This is a genomic window from Senegalimassilia faecalis (genome assembly GCF_004135645.1).
GTDB classification, from domain to species: Bacteria; Actinomycetota; Coriobacteriia; order Coriobacteriales; family Eggerthellaceae; genus Senegalimassilia; species Senegalimassilia faecalis.
Map to the genome: position 1 here is coordinate 153,363 of NZ_SDPW01000001.1, position 16,862 is coordinate 170,224.

Annotated in this window: 14 protein-coding genes; 2 read left to right on the forward strand and 12 right to left on the reverse strand. The window is 62.4% G+C overall.

Annotated elements, in window-relative coordinates; translation table 11 throughout:
• Positions 1-32: 32 nt before the first annotated feature.
• The 12 genes from holA to carA form a co-directional block, all read right to left on the reverse strand.
• Positions 33-1,055 carry a DNA polymerase III subunit delta gene (gene holA / locus ET524_RS00685; protein ID WP_129422911.1) on the reverse strand — a complete coding sequence of 341 codons (1,023 nt, stop codon included), beginning with the start codon at positions 1,053-1,055 and terminating at the stop codon, positions 33-35.
• Between the two features lie 9 nt (positions 1,056-1,064).
• Complete coding sequence (locus ET524_RS00690; RefSeq protein ID WP_201738582.1) at positions 1,065-3,479, reverse strand: DNA internalization-related competence protein ComEC/Rec2; 2,415 nt, start codon at positions 3,477-3,479, stop codon at positions 1,065-1,067.
• On the reverse strand, positions 3,467-4,138 hold the full coding sequence (locus tag ET524_RS00695) for a ComEA family DNA-binding protein (RefSeq protein ID WP_129422912.1): 672 nt from the start codon (positions 4,136-4,138) through the stop codon (positions 3,467-3,469). The genes ET524_RS00690 and ET524_RS00695 overlap by 13 nt, the downstream gene beginning before the upstream one ends.
• Before the next feature lie 263 nt (positions 4,139-4,401).
• On the reverse strand, positions 4,402-5,625 hold the full coding sequence (gene thiI / locus ET524_RS00700; RefSeq protein ID WP_129422913.1) for a tRNA uracil 4-sulfurtransferase ThiI: 1,224 nt from the start codon (positions 5,623-5,625) through the stop codon (positions 4,402-4,404).
• Between the two features lie 219 nt (positions 5,626-5,844).
• Positions 5,845-6,105: a DNA-directed RNA polymerase subunit omega gene (locus ET524_RS00705; RefSeq protein WP_129422914.1), complete on the reverse strand. Its 261-nt coding sequence runs from the start codon at positions 6,103-6,105 to the stop codon at positions 5,845-5,847.
• 7 nt (positions 6,106-6,112) lie between these two features.
• The gene (gmk, locus tag ET524_RS00710; RefSeq protein ID WP_129422915.1) at positions 6,113-6,685 is read right to left on the reverse strand and encodes a guanylate kinase; all 573 of its coding nucleotides are present in this window, start codon (positions 6,683-6,685) and stop codon (positions 6,113-6,115) included.
• A gap of 3 nt (positions 6,686-6,688) precedes the next feature.
• Positions 6,689-6,997 (reverse strand): integration host factor, actinobacterial type, encoded by a 309-nt coding sequence (gene mihF, locus ET524_RS00715; protein WP_129422916.1) that lies wholly within the window; start codon positions 6,995-6,997, stop codon positions 6,689-6,691.
• A gap of 220 nt (positions 6,998-7,217) precedes the next feature.
• Positions 7,218-7,946: an orotidine-5'-phosphate decarboxylase gene (gene pyrF / locus ET524_RS00720; protein ID WP_129422917.1), complete on the reverse strand. Its 729-nt coding sequence runs from the start codon at positions 7,944-7,946 to the stop codon at positions 7,218-7,220.
• Positions 7,940-8,890, reverse strand: a complete 951-nt coding sequence (locus ET524_RS00725) for a dihydroorotate dehydrogenase (protein ID WP_129422918.1) — start codon at positions 8,888-8,890, stop codon at positions 7,940-7,942. The genes pyrF and ET524_RS00725 overlap by 7 nt, the downstream gene beginning before the upstream one ends.
• Positions 8,891-9,697, reverse strand: a complete 807-nt coding sequence (locus ET524_RS00730; RefSeq protein WP_129422919.1) for a dihydroorotate dehydrogenase electron transfer subunit — start codon at positions 9,695-9,697, stop codon at positions 8,891-8,893.
• A gap of 170 nt (positions 9,698-9,867) precedes the next feature.
• The gene (carB, locus tag ET524_RS00735) at positions 9,868-13,122 is read right to left on the reverse strand and encodes a carbamoyl-phosphate synthase large subunit (protein WP_129422920.1); all 3,255 of its coding nucleotides are present in this window, start codon (positions 13,120-13,122) and stop codon (positions 9,868-9,870) included.
• Complete coding sequence (carA, locus tag ET524_RS00740; RefSeq protein WP_129422921.1) at positions 13,115-14,476, reverse strand: glutamine-hydrolyzing carbamoyl-phosphate synthase small subunit; 1,362 nt, start codon at positions 14,474-14,476, stop codon at positions 13,115-13,117. Before carA ends, carB begins: the two co-directional genes overlap by 8 nt.
• Before the next feature lie 399 nt (positions 14,477-14,875).
• Between carA and ET524_RS00745 the strand changes: the two genes are divergently transcribed.
• Both ET524_RS00745 and ET524_RS00750 read left to right on the forward strand, forming a co-directional pair.
• Positions 14,876-16,003 (forward strand): MFS transporter, encoded by a 1,128-nt coding sequence (locus ET524_RS00745; protein WP_161566569.1) that lies wholly within the window; start codon positions 14,876-14,878, stop codon positions 16,001-16,003.
• Between the two features lie 64 nt (positions 16,004-16,067).
• On the forward strand, positions 16,068-16,727 hold the full coding sequence (locus tag ET524_RS00750; protein WP_129422923.1) for an MFS transporter: 660 nt from the start codon (positions 16,068-16,070) through the stop codon (positions 16,725-16,727).
• Positions 16,728-16,862 lie beyond the last annotated feature (135 nt).

Below are 16,862 nucleotides of genomic sequence, written 5' to 3' on the forward strand. Positions count from 1 at the left end.
GCGAACGGGAAAGCAGCTGCGGTATTGCTACCTTAGCGCCGTTTGGCGGTGATGCCGACCACCCATTCGCGAAATGCGGCATCGGGGTCTGCGCCGCTTTTCATGGCCTGCTCGGTGTTACGCGCGCTGATGAGCGCGGCGCGCAGCTCGTCTGCGGTAAAGCGGCGAGCGCAGGACACGTGGTCTTTCACTTGCCAATCCTGCTTCGGCCGCGCCTTCTCGTTCGCGATTTTCGCGTAGTCGGTGAGGGCGGCGGCAAGCGCGCGCGGCGTGGTGTTGCCGCGGGCAGCCATGCTTTTCGCGCAGATGAGTTCGCGCAGGCGCGCCGTGCACATGGGCATAAGCGCATGGGGCGACACCGAGCGCATGCGCTGCAAAAGCAGCAGGCAGCGGGCTGTGTCGCGCGCGGCGAACGCGTTCACGAAATCCCACGGCTTTGCCTCGGCCGTGCGGCTGACCAGCTGCAGCACCTCTTGTTCTCCAACGGCAGCCGTGCCGGTGTGAGCCAGCACGATCTTCTTGATTTCGGCATCCAGATGCACGGTGTCTTCGCCGACCAAGCTTACGAGCGTGGCAGCAGCGCCTTCCGAGAACGTGACGCCGTGGCCGACGGCCATGGAACGCACCAGTTTCGGTAGGTCGCGCGCCTTCGGGGGCGCGCAGTCGATGACGGCGGTTTTGCCGTGCTTGGCCACTGCTTTGTACAGTCGCGTGTTCTTCGCCAGCTTTTCGGCTACTAACGCCAGCACCGTGGACTCGCACGGTGCATCAAGATAGGCAACGATCGGCTCGGAATCGGCTTTCTTGAGGTTGTCGACGCCGCGCACCTCCACCAGGCGCACATCGGATGCGAACGGGATGGTGTTGCAGGCGTTCACCACGTCGTCGCCGGTGAATTCCGCGCCTTCGAACACGTCGGAGTTGAACGACAGGTCGCCCATCTTCGACAAGCGTTCGCGCAGGCGTTTCATAACGGCGTCGCGTTTGAGAGCGTCTTCGCCGTTGACGAGATAGACGGGCAGCAGCGCCGCCCCGGTATGTTTCGTATCAGTCATGCGGCCATTCTACCGCAGGCAGCTTACCTCGATGACACGTTCCGTGAATCTGCAGACCACGTCCCCATGCTCGTCGGTGCGCAATATGGTGCTTCCAGCAGCTTGCAGGGCGTCAAGGGTGTTTGCGGCGGGATGGCCATAGCGGTTGTGAGCACCCACCGAGACGAGCGAAATCTCAGGTTGCAAGGTGAGGGCCTGCTCCTCGGTCAGGGCGTTTTTCGATCCGTGGTGCCCTACTTTGTAGAGGTCAACATCTCCAACGCTCCCGTTTTCAATCATGGCCGCAAGCTGGTCGTGCTCGGCGTCGCCCACAAGCAGGCTTCGCCACTCCCCTTGCCCGTCTCCGTTGACGTCCGCATCTGCAAGAAGGCACACGCTGTCGGCGTTGCCGCCTTCGTCGGTGAATGCTGCTGGCCAGATGCAGGTGAGGGTTAAGAACCCCGCAGTTATGGCGTCGCCTTGAGACAACCCTGCTATGTTGCGCTCCCCTACCAGCTGGCAAGCGTTGTTTCGCAGGGTGCCGCACGATGCGCATGCGCAGGTAAGCGCATCGTTTGCTACCAGCACGCGATCGGTTTGCACGGCGCCGCGCAGCGAAGTGAGCGAACCCATGTGGTCGTCGTCGGGATGCGTGATGACGATGGCGTCAAGGTGGGCGATGCGTTGTCGCGCCAGCGCTTCTCGCAGCATGTTGTCCTGGTTACCGGTATCGATGAGGATGGCCTTCCCTTTGCTGCGCACTAGGATGGCATCGCCCTGCCCTACATCAAGCGCAATGATTTCCGTTGCTCCGTTTTGGCCGAAAGCAACAAGCAACGCGCCAACGAGCAAACAGCCGGCAACGCTAGCACAAGCCCATCGAAGGTTGCGGTGCCGGCGCTTCTTCGTGCTTGGCGTTGGCCACCACAGCCACAGCGCCGCAGCGCAAGCGAAGCCTAGCGCCAGCGCGGCACCTAAAGACAAGGTGACGGGTATGCTGGCATACGGGATACACGCCACGGCGTGCGTGACTGAGCGCAGCAACCAGGCTAGCCCGCAGGCCACCGCAGCCATGCACCCTGCGGTGGCAGGAAACGCAAGCGCCACCATGCTGCAAAGGATGCCGGCCGTGCATACCGGCCCGAAGAGCGGGCCTGTTGCCATATTCGCAAGCGGTGCCACCAGGGGAAGCTGGGAAAACAACGCAGCGGACAGGGGCGTTGCTAAAACCGAGGACGCCAACGTCAGCGCTAGGGCTTCGCGCGCAAAAGCGGGTACCCGTGGTGCCAGGCGCTCGATCCAGCGATCGGTGAGCGAGCCGAACAGGACGATGCCCAACGTGGCGAAAGCCGACAGCGCAAACGAAGCCGATAGCGCCGCAAGCGGGTCGAGCGCGATGAGACCCGCCATGCAAACGGATAGCGAAGACAACGAAGAGGCCCGCCGCCGCGCCGTCCAAGACAACAGCCCCGCAATGGTCATCACTGCCGCACGAACAGCGGAAACCGGGACGGCGGTCAGCACAAGGTAGGCGAGCACCAGCGATATTTGCAGTGCCATCGACAGGTTGCGTGGTAGTCCGAGCAGCCGGACGGCCGATGCAACGAATGCGACCATGATAGATAGATGAGCGCCCGATACGGCCACGACGTGCGCTAACCCGCTGACCTGGAAGTCTCGGTATGTTTCCTCGTCAAGTGCGCCGCGCCATCCGCACACCAGCGCGGAGGCAAGTCCGTTGTCGATGCGTTGCGGGTGCGTCAGAAAGGTGATTGCCCGCTGCCGGATTGCGGTTAGCATACCAAGGACGTCTGCTCGTCCAACCTGTTCGCACGTGCGCAGCTTGACGTTTGCCACGGCGCCCTTCTGCCAGCAATACGCTTCACGTGTTTGCGATGGAGCGCTTACGGTGCCGTAGCCTTCGAAAACGTTTCCATACGCTACCGTTGGCGTATCTTTAGGAAACGATACCGTCGCCACAACCGATGTTGAAGAGCTCTCGACGGTAACGCTCGCAAGGCACGATGTTCCAAAAGAGCCGCTCGAGCCGTCTGCAAGCGCAACAATGGAAAGGCGGCCTGACATATTTTCCGCCGCGGTTTGCTGAACGTGCAGCGTGGCGGCTTTTGCGCATCCGAGTGCGCCACCAGCTAGCAATCCGATGGCCAGCATCCAAGCAAGCGCGAGTTTTCGTTTTCGCCACCACAGCAACAGCAGCACAGAGGCTGCAATCCCATTGGCTAGGGCAGCGGCAATGCATGCGATGGCTTCTGCCTGCATAGTCAACGTCAGCGTCGCGGCGCTTCCAGCCCACAGTCCTACGGCAAGCGCCAGCGCTACGGGGATGGTGGGGCGCGCGGGAAACACGTGCGAGGTAAGGTCTTGCTGTTCGAGCGCAAAACCATCGTTGAGCAACTCGCTTTGGGCAATGGCTACCCTACGCATATCGAATCGGCCAGTGAAGCGAACTTCTTGTCCCCTATGCCTGATACGCGCTTGAGGTCTTCGATAGTTGCAAACGCGCCATTCGTCTTCCGATCGTCGACGATGCGCTGAGCTAACGCCGGTCCCACGCCGTTGAGCTGCTGCAATTCGTCTGCCGTAGCGCTGTTGATGTTGACTTTGCCTGGCGCAGCGGAAGAGGTGTTTGCGGAAGCGGCCGATGGGTCGATGCCTTGACCAGGCTGATCGGATGCTGCCTCCGGCACGATAATCTGTTCACCATCGGTCACGACGCGCGCCAAGTTAAGGGCATCGGCTGCCGCCGCATCGGCAAACCCGCCTGCGGCATCAATGGCCTGCTGTACGCGGCTTCCTGCCTGAAGCTCGTACAGGCCTGGCGCGGCAACTGCTCCCCCGACATGCACGAACACGCTTTCCTTAGCCGCTGCTTCGCTGTCCTCGGAAGCCTTTTGCGCCGATGCGTCTTCCTTATGCGAAATGGTGAAATCGCCCGCATTCGAGCCTAAGGCCGAAGCGATGCCGAACCCCGCAAGCGCCAGCACCACCAGCACCGCTGCCGTTATGCCAATCATGACGGGCAGCTTCACGCCACCTATATGCAGTTTTGCGCGCAGCGAATCTGCGTAGCGAACAAAATCCATGCCGAAGGCTCCTTTCTGGTTGCGGAGCCAAGCCTAGCGTACGAACCTTGCAGACCTTATGCCGATATCAGCGCCTATAGCACGCGCAACCTTGCAGCTTTATACGCTTGCCGCGCATCGCAAGCCCCTCCGCAATCACCCATGGCGCACGCCTCGCTATACGCAGGCAGCACGTCTTGTACTCGTTTTCGCAGATAATCGCGCCAAAACAAAAGCCGCCGGCTTATAACCGGCGGCTTAGTCTTCCGATGCGAGGCGTTGCCCTACGCTTGCGCTTTGCGAGATTTCTTCGGCTTGTAGCCCGGGCAGCGGTAGTCGTGCGGCTCGGCGGCGTCCGCAATCTCGGGCACCCATTCGTCGATGGGCAGCAGCGCTTCGGCGGCAAGCACGTCTTCAAGCTGCGCGTGCGTTTCGGGGCTGCGCGGCATGAACAGCGTGCAGCAGTCGGGCGCGTCCTGCGAGGAGATTTCGAACGTGCCGGCCTGCTGGGCCATGTCGATGATCTCAAGCTTGTCGGTGCCGATAAGCGGGCGGAACACGGGCAGCTCGACGGCTGCGTCGGTACAGCGAATGTTGTCAAGCGTTTGCGAGGCAACCTGGCCCAGGCTTTCGCCGGTGACCAGCGCCTTCGCGCCTTCGCGCCTGGCGATTTCCTGCGCTACCTTGAACATAAGGCGGCGATACATGATGACGCGCAGCTGCGGCGGCACCTTCAGCGATATTTCACGCTGGTAGTCGCCGAACGGCACCACGTACACGCGTGCAATGCAACCGGTCTTCTCCAGCACGTGCGCGATATCGTCGACCAGGTACTCGCTGGTGTCGGACGTTTGCGGACGGCCCGAAAAATGGACGCCGATGCACACGGCGCCGCGGCGCGCCATGCGCCACGTGGCCACCGGGGAGTCGATACCGCTTGAAAGCAGGCAGGCCACCTTGCCCGAGCTTCCCACCGGCAAGCCGCCCACGCCGCGTACGCTGCGCGCATATACGTATGCAGCGTTCTGCACAACCTCGACGCCAACAACGACGTCGGGGTTTTTCATCTGCACCTTTTTCTCGGGATGCGCCTCGCACAGCGCCGCGCCGATGATGCGGTTCATGTCCATGGAACCGACTTCGAAATCCGTATGGTTGCGGCGCGCCTGCACCTTGAAGCTGGTGAAGTCGTCCACGTCGGCCATGGCGGCCAGCGCCGCTTCTTCCATCTGCTTTAAATCGCGCTCGCACTTATAGCCCGACGAGACGCGCGCCACGCCCGGAACCTTGCGGATGAACTCGGCGCAGCGCTTTTCCGTTTCCCAATCGGTACCTTCGCGCAAGAACACGCACAGGCGACCCGAGATACGGTGGATGGTGACGATGTCGAAATCGGTGAGCAGCGCCTCAAGGTTTTTCAGCAGGCGCATCTCAAACGTGGAGCGGTTGTGGCCCTTCAGTCCGATCTCGTGATAATGCACCAGGCAGATACGCTGGAATTCAGTCATGACAGGTCCTTCAGGTGAAGCGGCATGCAGGGGCGCGGTTTCGCGAAAAGCACGGCGGCGCGTGCTGCCAAGGGATAAGCGTTCACAGCAAAAGCCCCCTGACACGTTGCCTCTGAACTGGAAGTTCACCGTGCGCTTTCACGCACGTGCTTCCAGGCAGAACAAGGTGCCAGAGGGCTTGACGGCGGGAACCCCGCCGCAATGATTACCAGACGCGGACTAGTGGTTCTGCGCGTCGATGGTTTCGGGGTCGTAGGACACGTCGCCACGAGCGATTTCGGCAAACGCCATGGACAGCGGCTTCTTGTCGGCAGCCTTGGCGATTTCCACGGCCGTTTGCAGCTGGATGGCGCGGTCGCGCTGGCCACGCATCATGTCGTTGATGTCGTGGGCGCGCTTCGACGCCAAAGCGCACAGCAAGAAGCGGTCGTTGTCCGTCTCGTTGAGAAGGTCGGTGATCCTGGGTTCAATGATGCTCATACGGTTTCTAACCTCGCGTTTTCTCGGCTTGTTCGTTGACGTAGGAAACGAGGGCGGCGCACGCCTCGTCCAAATCATCGTTCACAAGCTGTATATCATACTCCATTTTCCGAGAAAGCTCCACCTTTGCAGCGGAAAGACGCTGCTCGATGACCTCCTCGGTTTCGGTTCCGCGGCCGCGCAGGCGCGCTTCAAGCACTTCCATGGAAGGCGGCTCGATGAAAATGAGGTGCGCCTCGGGCACCTTCTCGCGGATTTGGAATGCGCCCTGCACATCGATTTCCAGGATGACCTGCTGGCCAGCCGCCATGTGCTCGGCTACGCTTGCGCGCGGCGTACCATAGCGGTTCGAGCTGTACTCGGCCCACTCAAGCAAGCCGTCGGTATCGATGAGCTGCTGGAATTGCTCGGGCGTTTTGAACTGGTAGTGAACGCCGTCGATCTCGCCTTTGCGCGGCGCGCGCGTGGTTGCCGAAACGGACACCCACGCATCGGGAACCGCCTGCACAAGTCGGGCCACCAAGGTGCCTTTACCAGCACCCGATGGCCCGGAGATGACGAACAGGTTGCCGCGACGCACGAGCTAGCCCAGACGCTCCAGCAGCGCAGACTGCTGGCGCTCGCCCAAACCGCGCAGACGACGGCTTTCAGCGATCTGGAGCTCCCTCATAACCTTCTCGGCCTTGGCCTTGCCGTAGCCGGGCAGCGTCTCGATGAGCGTGGAAACCTTCATACGACCGACGACCGGGTCTTCCTTCATATCGATGACCTGAGCAAGCGTCAGCTTGCCAGCCTTAAGGTCGTCACGAACCTGCGCGCGCTTGATGCGAGCAGCCTTGGCCTTTTCAAGGGCCGCCTGACGATCTTCAGCGCTGAGTTGAGGAATAGCCATCAGTAATCTCCTTCGTGTTCTTCAAGCGTTGCCGTGATACTAGCACGTCACGCGGCAACGACAACCTGTCATTCGAGCAAACCACAAAAAAGTTTTCGCCAAAACACGGCCTGCACCTCGGATTTCTTTGAAACCGAGTGCGCGAGCCGCCATTGTAGGGCAACGACGACGCTTGCGCAAACGCGTAGGCTTCGCGTCATGAACGCGTTACCGAATCTCCCTAATCAAGCTCGGCAACAATGGCGTCGAAGGCGGCGGCGGGGTCTGCGGCCTGCGTGATGGGGCGACCGATGACGATGTGAGATGCGCCGTTGGCGAACGCCTGGGCGGGCGTGGCCACGCGGCTTTGGTCGCCAAGGGCGGCGCCGGCCGGACGCACGCCGGGCGTGACGATGAAGCCTTCGGGGCCCAGCACGTCGCGCAGCATGGCAGCTTCCTGAGGAGACGCCACAACGCCGGAAATGCCGGCGCGTTTTGCCTGCTCAGCAAGCACGTTGACCTGTTCGGCCATGGGACGGGTGACGCCGGTGTCGGCAAGCGCGGCCTGGCTCATGGACGTTAGCACGGTAATGCCGAGAGTGACGGGCACCTCGAATCCGTATTCAGCAGCAGCGCGCTCGGCGCCTTTCTGCGCCGCGCTCATCATGGCCACGCCGCCAACGGTGTGCATGGTCATCATGTCGGCACCAGAAGCTGCGGCCGAATACGCCGCGCCCTCGACCTGGTGCGGAATGTCGTGGAACTTCAGGTCCAAAAACACCTTGAAGCCGCGCTCCTTCAGCGCATACACCACCGCCGGGCCGTTGGCATAGAACAGCGTCATGCCAACCTTCATCCATTTCGCCTTGCCCTGCAGCTTATCGGCCAGGTCGAACGTTTCCTCGATGTCGCAGTCAACGGCTACGATGACGCGGTCGCGCGCGGGGATGTCGGAAAACGAGGTTAGCATTGCAAAGCTCCAATCAGTTCGTTGACGTCTTTGACGCCATGACGCTCGCAGTACTCGGCGATGCCGTCGATGACGTCGATGGTTGCCTGGGGGTTCACGAAGTTCGCGGTGCCAACGGCCACGGCCGTGGCGCCGGCAAGCATGAACTCCACCGCATCGGTGCCGCACGCGATGCCGCCCATGCCCAAAAGCGGAACCTTCACGGTGTTGTGGCACTGCCACACGCAGCGCAGCGCTACGGGCTTGATGGCAGGGCCGGAAAAACCGCAAAGCGGACGCGCTGTGACGGTGCGGCGGCGCTCGGCGTCGATGGCCATGCCCATGAGCGTGTTGATCAGCGAGATGGCGTCGGCTCCGGCAGCCTCGGCGGCGCGCGCGATCTCGGCGATATCGGTGACGTTCGGCGTGAGCTTCACGATAAGCGGGCGCTTCGTGGCGGCGCGGCACATGCTCACCACGCGCTCGACGGACTCGCCGTGCGTGCCGATGGTCATGCCGCCGGCATCGACGTTCGGGCAAGAGATGTTCACCTCGTATGCGTCGACGGGCGCGTCTTCAAGCGCCTCGATGACCTGCACGTATTCGTCGAAGCTGTGACCGGAAACGTTCACGATGGTGGTGGCGCCCACCTCGGCCAGCCACGGCAGCTCGTGGGCCTTCAGGTGCGCCACGCCCGGGTTTTGCAGGCCGATGGAGTTCAACATGCCGCTGGCAACCTCGGCGATGCGAGGGCTGGCGTTGCCCTCCCAACCGTTGAGCGACACTCCCTTCGTGGTGACGGCGCCCAGCGCGCTGACGTCCACGAAGTCGGCGTATTCGCGACCTGCGGCAAACGTGCCCGACGCGGTGGTGACGGGGTTCTTCATGGCAAGCCCGCCCAGGTTCACGGCCATGTTCACGCTGGTAGGAGCGCTGGTTTCGGGAAGCCGCTCGTTTTCGGTCATCTACCACACCACCTTTTCAGCATCGAACACAGGCCCGTCGACGCATGAGCGGCGCTTGCCGTCGACGGTGTCGACGACGCACGACAGGCATGCGCCCACGCCGCACGCCATGCGCTTCTCCATTGAGATCTGGCACGGCACGCCCGCCTGCGCGGCCTGACCGGCCACGATCTTCATAAGCGGCTCGGGGCCGCAGCACGCCACATAGTCGTAGCGTTCGCCGTTAACGCCCGCGTCAAGGGCTTCTTGCGAAAGCGAGGTGCAGAAGCCCGCGCGGCCGAACGACCCGTCGTCGGTAGCCACGGCAACGCTGCCGTTGACGGTTTGCTGGTAGCGCTCAAGCGTCACCAGGGCCGCCTGCGTCTGCGCGCCCAGCACCACGTCCACGTGCACGCCGGCAGCTACCAGTTCCTGGCACAGCATGAACAGAGGGGCTGCGCCCACGCCGCCAGCCACCAGCAGCGCGCGCTTGCAGCCTTCCGGCGCATTCCAACGACGGCCAACGGGCCCGATGAGCTCGCTTTGCGGTTCGGCGTCGGCAGCTTCGGGCGCCAGTCCCGCCAGATGGTTCGTGCCGAATCCGACAGTTTGGTACAGCACGTCAAGCGTGGCGGTAGCAGCATCGGCCGCGTACACCGAAAACGGGCGGCGCAAGATGTGGCCCTCCATGCCGGGAATCTTCATATGCACGAACTGACCGGGTTCGATGGCGGCCGCGATAGCCGGCGCCGAAAGCGTCATGAGATACAGATTCGGGCCCACGCATCCGTTGCTTAGAATGCGCGCCCGCTCGTTCACAAGCGCCACGGGGCTCCTTCCCTCGTTGGATGGCCGCGCCTGCGGCCGGATACATTGCCAGCGATTGTATCATTGCTGCAGCTAGATGACGCAAAGTGGCCCTTGAAACGGCAAACGAACACGAAAAAGGGACGCTTGCAAGCAAGCGTCCCTATAAAGCCTAGCGCAGGGCGGAGCAGTTATGCGGTAGGCGCGGGGTCAAGCGGCAACGTGTGCTGCGGCAAGTCCTGGAGCGCGATGACGGTCAGGCCGTTTTCGCGCGAGGCCTCCATGCCGGCCACCATGGCCTGCGCGCCGGCAAGGTTCGTGACCTGCGTGATGCCGTGTTTCACGGCCTCGGTGCGCAGCTCGTAGCCATCGTTGCGCGTGGCGTGGCCGAACGGCGTGTTGATCATAAGCGCGATCTGGCCGCCCACCAGCATGTCGCGCACGTTCGGCGTGCCCTCGTGGATCTTCTTGACCGTGGTGCAATCGACGCCGGCGGCGCGCAGCGCGCGGGCCGTGCCGTCGGTGGCCACGATGTGGAAGCCCAAGCGCACGATGTCGCGCGCGATGGACACGATGGGGCGCTTGTCGCGGTCGCACACGCTGATGAACACCGTGCCGCCTTCGGGCAGCTTGTAGCTGATGGCCAGCTGCGTTTTCGCATAGGCGCATGGGAAGTTGTACGCGATGCCCATGACCTCGCCCGTCGATTTCATCTCGGGGCCCAGCACCGTGTCGGCGCCCGGGAAACGGCCGAACGGCATGACGACCTCTTTCACGCTGAAGTGGTCGAGGCGACGCTCGTCGGAAGGTAAATCCATGCTGGCAATGCTCTCCCCCGCCATGATGCGCGCCGCGGCCTTCGCCAGCGGCACACCCGTGGCCTTCGACGCGAACGGTACGGTGCGGCTTGCGCGCGGGTTCGCCTCGATCATGTAGATGACCTGGTCTTTGATGGCGAACTGGATGTTGATGAGTCCTACGACGCCCAAACGCAGCGCCAGGCGGCGCGCGATGGCGCGCAGCTGGGCCTGGATGGCGTCGGACAGCGCGAACGGCGGCGTGCAGCAGGCCGAGTCGCCCGAGTGGATGCCGGCCATCTCGATGTGCTCCATGATGGCGCCCACCCATACCTGGTTGCCGTCGCACAGCGCGTCGAGGTCAAGCTCTACGGCGCCTTCCAGGAAGCGGTCAAGGTACACGGGATGGTCGGGCGTGATCCTAGCGGCCTCTGCCATGTACTTTTCAAGCTGCGAGCCGTCGTAAACGATGCCCATACCGCGCCCGCCCAGCACGTAGCTGGGGCGCACGAGCAGCGGGAAGCCGATCTGGTCGGCCACGACGCACGCTTCTTCGAACGTGGACGCCTGGCCGGCAGCCGGGTACGTGATGTTCAGCTCGTCGCAGATGGCGCGGAAGCGGTCGCGGTCTTCGGCCAGGTCGATGGCCTCGGGTTTCGTGCCCATGATGTGCACGCCGGCGTCCTGCAGCGCCGCGGCAAGCTTCAGCGGCGTTTGGCCGCCCAGCGTCACCACCACGCCGTCGGGCTGTTCGACGTCCACGATGTCCATGACATCCTCGAACGTGAGCGGCTCGAAGTACAGCTTGTCGGACGTGTCGTAGTCGGTGGACACCGTTTCGGGGTTGCAGTTCACCATGATGGTTTCGTACCCCGCATCGTGCAGCGCGTAGCTGGCGTGCACGCAGCAGTAGTCGAACTCGATGCCCTGGCCGATGCGGTTCGGGCCGGCGCCCAGAATCATGGCGCGCTTGCGGCCGCGCGCACCCGGCGCCTCGGTTTCGTCGGCGTCGTAGGTTTTGTAATGGTAGGCCGTTTTGCTGGGGAACTCGGCAGCGCACGTGTCAACGGTTTTGAACGCCGGCACCACGCCGAGCAGCTTGCGGCACGTGCGCACCGTCAGCTCATCGGAACCCGTGAGGTGCGCGATTTGCGCATCGGAAAGCCCCATGCGCTTGAGCAGGCGAAACGCGTCGGCATCCAACTCGTCCAGGCGCATGCCGCGCAGGTTTTCCTCCACCACCACGATATCGCGCATGCGGCTGATGAACCACGGGTCGATGCCCGTGGCTTCGTGCACCGCGTCGACCGTCCAGCCGCGGCGCAACGCCTCGGCCATGTAGAAGATGCGATCCTGCGTGGGACGGCCTACCAAGTCGTCAAAGTCGTCCTCGTCGAGGATCTCCTTGCACTTGCCGTCGGCGTTCAGGCCCGCGCGCCCGTTCTCAAGCGAACGCATGGCCTTGCCAAGCGCCTCTTCGAACGTGCGGCCGATGGCCATGATCTCGCCCACGGCCTTCATGCGGGTGGAAAGCGTATCGTCGGTGCCCTGGAACTTCTCGAACGCGAAGCGCGGCACCTTCACCACGCAGTAATCGATGGACGGCTCGAAGCACGCCGGCGTTGCCTTGGTGATGTCGTTGACGATCTCGTCGAGCGTGTAGCCGACGGCCAGACGCGCGGCGGCTTTCGCGATGGGGAAACCGGTGGCTTTCGACGCAAGCGCGGAAGAGCGCGACACGCGCGGGTTCATCTCGATGACCACCATGCGCCCGTTGTGCGGGTTCACAGCGAACTGCACGTTCGAGCCGCCCGTCTCCACGCCCACCTTCTCCAAGATGGCAAGGCTGGCGGCGCGCATGCGCTGGTATTCCACGTCGGAGAGCGTTTGCGCAGGCGCCACGGTGATGGAGTCGCCCGTGTGCACGCCCATGGCGTCGAAGTTCTCGATGGAGCATACGATGATGCCGTTGCCGGCGCGGTCGCGCATGACCTCCATCTCGAACTCTTTCCAGCCTTCGATGGATTCCTCCACCAGCACCTCGCCCGCCGGCGAAAGCTCAAGGCCTTGCGACACGATCAGGCGCAGCTCGTCTTCGGTGTGCGCGATGCCGCCGCCGGCGCCGCCCATGGTGAAGCTGGGGCGCAGCACCACGGGGTACCCAAGCGCCTCGGTGATGGCCAGCGCGTCTTCAACGGAGTACGCGTAGCCGCTGCGCGCCGTTTCGATGCCCAGCTCGACCATGCAGTCGTTGAACAGCTTGCGGTCTTCGCCGCGCTTGATGGCGTCAAGGTCGCAGCCGATCATTTCCACGCCGTACTTGTCCAGCACGCCGGATTCGGCCAGCTCAACGGCGGTGTTCAGACCCGTTTGGCCGCCGAGTGTGGGCAGCAGCGCGTCGGGATGCTCTTTCGCGATGACCTGTTCCACGAACTCGGCCGTGATGGGCTCGATGTAGGTGCGATCGGCCATGGACGGGTCGGTCATGATGGTGGCGGGGTTCGAATTCACCAGCACCACGCGGTAGCCCTCTTCTTTGAGCACCTTGCACGCCTGCGTGCCGGAATAGTCGAACTCGCAGGCCTGACCGATGACGATGGGGCCCGAGCCGATGACGAGAATGGTTTTGATGTCGGTGCGCTTAGGCATTGCAAGCCTCCTCACAAGCGCCCTCGGCGCCGAATTTCCATCCGGCCAAGCGGTCGGCGGCGATGTCGATGTCCAAATAGTCTTCGCGACCCTCCATCAGGCGCGCAAACGCCGTGAACAGGTAGTGCGCGTCGGTGGGGCCAGGGTTGGCCTCGGGATGGTACTGCACGGAAAACGCCGGGATGTCCAGAAACGCGATGCCCTCGGCCGTGCCGTCGTTGAGGTTGACGTGCGTCAGCTGGATGCGGCCGAAGCGTTCGTTTTGCACCACGGGCGCGATGCCGGCGCGCACCCAGAAGCGCAGGTCATCTTCGTGGCCCTTGAAACCGCCGGACAGCTCGGGCACCAGCGGGCCCAAGCTGGGGAACAGCAGGCCGAAGCCGTGGTTTTGCGCCGTGATCTCCACGCGGCGCGTGCGCAGGTTCATGACGGGATGGTTGCCGCCGCGGTGGCCGAACTTCAGCTTCTCGATGTCGGCGCCGGCCGCCTTGCACATCATCTGGTGCCCCAGGCAGATGCCGAAAACGGGCACCTTGCCCAGCAGCTTCTCCACCTGGGAATACGTGCCTTCAACCGCTTCAGGATCGCCCGGGCCGTTGCTGAGAAACACCCCGTCGGGCGCCTGCTGCAGCACGCGCTCGGCCGGCGTGTCCCACGGCACGCACGTCACGTCGCAGCCTGCGCGCACCAGGCCATCAAGGATGGAGCGCTTCACGCCGCAGTCGTAGGCGACCACTTTGAAGCGAGGGGCCGGTGCGGGGGCTTGCGCGAACGCGTGGCTTTCAGGCAGGTCGACAATACCGTGAGTAAACGGCTTAGAGCAAGAAACGGTTGCTGCAAGGTTCTGGCCCACCAAGCTTTCGCTTGCGCGCACCTTTGCCAGCAGGCTTTCCTTGCTGAGGTCAAGCGTGGAGATGATGGCGCGCTGTGCGCCATGGTCGCGTACGTGGCGCACCAAAGCGCGCGTGTCGACGCCTTCGATGGCCACTACGTTGTGCTGTCGCAAGAACTCATGCAAGGAAAGCTTGCTGCGCCAATTGCTGGGCGTGGTGCACATGTCGCGCACCACCAGGCCGCGCAGTGCCGGCGCGGCGGACTGGGCGTCTTCGGGGTTCACGCCGTAATTGCCGATTTGCGGGTACGTCATGGTGATGATCTGCCCGGCGTAGCTGGGGTCGGTGGCCACTTCCAAGTAGCCTTCCAACGACGTGTTGAAGCAGATTTCGCCAAAGGCCTCCCCTGCTGCGGCGCACGCGGTGCCGTAGAACACCGCACCGTCTTCAAGCGCCAGCGCCGCCGGGGCGCCGGCGGCCTTCGACGTGCCGCTTAGCAACTGCTGTGATATCTTGCTCAAGAAGTGCTCCTTTCCATGCATGCAACCGCCAATGAGCTCCATACAGAAAAACCCTCGATCACGAGGGCGTACGTTGTTTTCCGGGTAGCAGCCAACGGCTGCAGCGCTAGCCTTGTCGGTCTCTCCGTACCGCCCTTAAAGGACATGAGTCAAGTATACGGCAGTATCGAGGATTCCCATGCATTTATGCACTATTATTACGATTTGTTAACCAAATATGCAGTGAGCGGTAGCCGCCGAATTGTGCGCCCGCACGAAAACGCCTGGCCAGGCCCTACAATTCAGCGATAATCCGACTGGACTGCATCTATTGTTCAGTAGTACGATGCGCCCATGGAGCAAACGTCATCGACAGATTCACGCCCTCCGGGTGCTTTTCGAGGGGCCATCGTTGCCACGGTGGCCTTGATTTCGGTGTTCGCCGCGGCCAGTGCCCCCATTCCTTTATATGCGCATTGGCAGGCAGAGCTGGGGCTCGCGGCTTCCGATGTTTCCATGACCATCGTCTCGTATCTTATCGGCGTGCTTGCTGTGCTGTTCTTCGCGGGTTCGCTGTCCGATGCGTCCGGCCGGCGGCCTTCCGTAGCGGCTTCGCTGTTGTGCGGCATCGCGGGCTGCTGCTTGTTCGCGGGCCTGGAAAACGGCTTCATGTTGCAAGCTGCTCGATTCGTGCAAGGCGTTTCCTGCGCGCTGGGCATGAGCGCCACGTCGGCATTCGTCATCGATTGCACTTCGGACAACCATCGCACGTTCGGCATGACCATCGCCAGCACGGGGTACCTCATCGGGCTTACCGTAGGATCGCTTGGCATCGGCCTGTTCGCCACGGCTTTAACCGATTATTGGATAGTGTTCATCGTCTTGGTTTTCATCATGGCGGCAACGCTGGCGTTTCTGCCGTTCACGAAGGAGACAGTGGTGAATCGCATCACGTGGCGGCGCGCCGTCAAGCCTATGCTGCAGGTGCCGGCTCACTTGAAAGGCCTGCTGCCTATTGCAGCTGGCGGGTATATTTCCACGTGGTCGGTGGGCTTTTTCTTTCAATCGCTGGCCACCCCGGCTTCTGTGGACTACTTTGGCGCCAACGACCCGCTTATCCCGTCGTTGGTGTTAGCACTGGCCATGGCGCCAAGCGCATTAGGCGGGCCCATATCGGCGCGCGTCGGAACGCGAGCATCCATGGTGTTCGGCCTGGCCGCTACGTTCGCAACCAGCTTGGCGTTGCTTGCCTGTATGGTTGCCGGGCAGCTTGCGCTGTTCTTCGTGCTTGAGGTGCTGTTCGCCGTAGCGTGCGGCATCGTGCTTTCCGCCAGCATGCATATGCTCATCAGCGCATCGACTCCTCAGGAAAACGCCAGCGTTGTTTCGTTGACGAATTTCAGCGGCTATGCAGGTTCTACGATAATCAGCACCGTGGTTACCGCTGTTGCAGATAGCGTGGATCTGGCCTGGGTGTTCGCACTGATTGTTGCGATGGCGGCCGTTTCCGTGGTACCTGGCTGCATAAAGCTAGCGAAAGAGAAATAAGGGGTTGCGCAGCGTTTTCGTGCAATGGCACTCCTGCGTGAAGTGGTTGGGAAAGGCAGTTGCAATGGTCGCCATTATCGCGGCGCTTCCGCTGACGCATGAGACTGTGTCCCACCGCATCACGCTGCGACGCGCCGTGCGGCCGCTTTTGCATGTGCCGAAGAGCATTCGCCCGGTGTTTCCCATCGCTGCGGGTTGCTACATTGCCGCCTGGGGCATCGGCATATTCTTCCAATCGCTGTCCACACCGGCAGCCGTGCAGTATTTCGGGTCAACCGACCCGCTGGTGCCGGCGTTGATCTTGGCGCTGGCCATGGCGCCTAGCGCGGCGGGCGGTCCTATGTCAGCGCGCACGACCATGAAGTTTTCGCTGGTCGGAGGCAGCGTGCTCATGTTCGCAAGCTGTATTGCCTTGTATTCGACGCTTTCAGGCTCGCTGATGATCCCGTTCCTGGTTCTGTGTGCCGTGTTCGCCGTGGCATGCGGCATCATCCTGTCGGCCAGCATGCACATGCTTATCAGCTACAGCGAACCATCGGAAAGCGCCAGCGTGGTTTCGCTCATCAACTTCGCCGGCTACGTGGGCACCACGCTGCTGAGCGTTGCCATGAGCGGCCTGGCCTCCGCCCTGTCGCTTGCAGGCGTTCTGGCGTTCATCACCGTCCTTGGGGGTTTGTTCATGATTCCCGGCACGCTGTGCGGCTTGAAAATGCTGCGGAAGTAGAACCGACCCTCATCACGAGTGAATCCAAGTGATAGCCATTTTCCGATACAAACCATTGCGCAGGAATTGACTGACGATAGTTATACAGCCATTTTTTGTAATCCCAATCCTCCTTCAGCGGCGGACAAAACCTGG

Excerpts from the sequence above, each read along its gene's own strand:
- thiI (WP_129422913.1), bottom strand. The coding sequence starts at position 5,625 with ATGACTGAATTCCAGCGTATCTGCCTGGTGCATTATCACGAGATCGGA.
- carB (WP_129422920.1), bottom strand. The coding sequence starts at position 13,122 with ATGCCTAAGCGCACCGACATCAAAACCATTCTCGTCATCGGCTCGGGC.
- ET524_RS00695 (WP_129422912.1), bottom strand. The coding sequence starts at position 4,138 with ATGGATTTTGTTCGCTACGCAGATTCGCTGCGCGCAAAACTGCATATA.
- ET524_RS00705 (WP_129422914.1), bottom strand. The coding sequence starts at position 6,105 with ATGAGCATCATTGAACCCAGGATCACCGACCTTCTCAACGAGACGGAC.
- ET524_RS00725 (WP_129422918.1), bottom strand. The coding sequence starts at position 8,890 with ATGACCGAAAACGAGCGGCTTCCCGAAACCAGCGCTCCTACCAGCGTG.
- holA (WP_129422911.1), bottom strand. The coding sequence starts at position 1,055 with ATGACTGATACGAAACATACCGGGGCGGCGCTGCTGCCCGTCTATCTC.
- ET524_RS00690 (WP_201738582.1), bottom strand. The coding sequence starts at position 3,479 with ATGCGTAGGGTAGCCATTGCCCAAAGCGAGTTGCTCAACGATGGTTTT.
- pyrF (WP_129422917.1), bottom strand. The coding sequence starts at position 7,946 with ATGCTAACCTCGTTTTCCGACATCCCCGCGCGCGACCGCGTCATCGTA.
- mihF (WP_129422916.1), bottom strand. The coding sequence starts at position 6,997 with ATGGCTATTCCTCAACTCAGCGCTGAAGATCGTCAGGCGGCCCTTGAA.
- ET524_RS00750 (WP_129422923.1), top strand. The coding sequence starts at position 16,068 with ATGGTCGCCATTATCGCGGCGCTTCCGCTGACGCATGAGACTGTGTCC.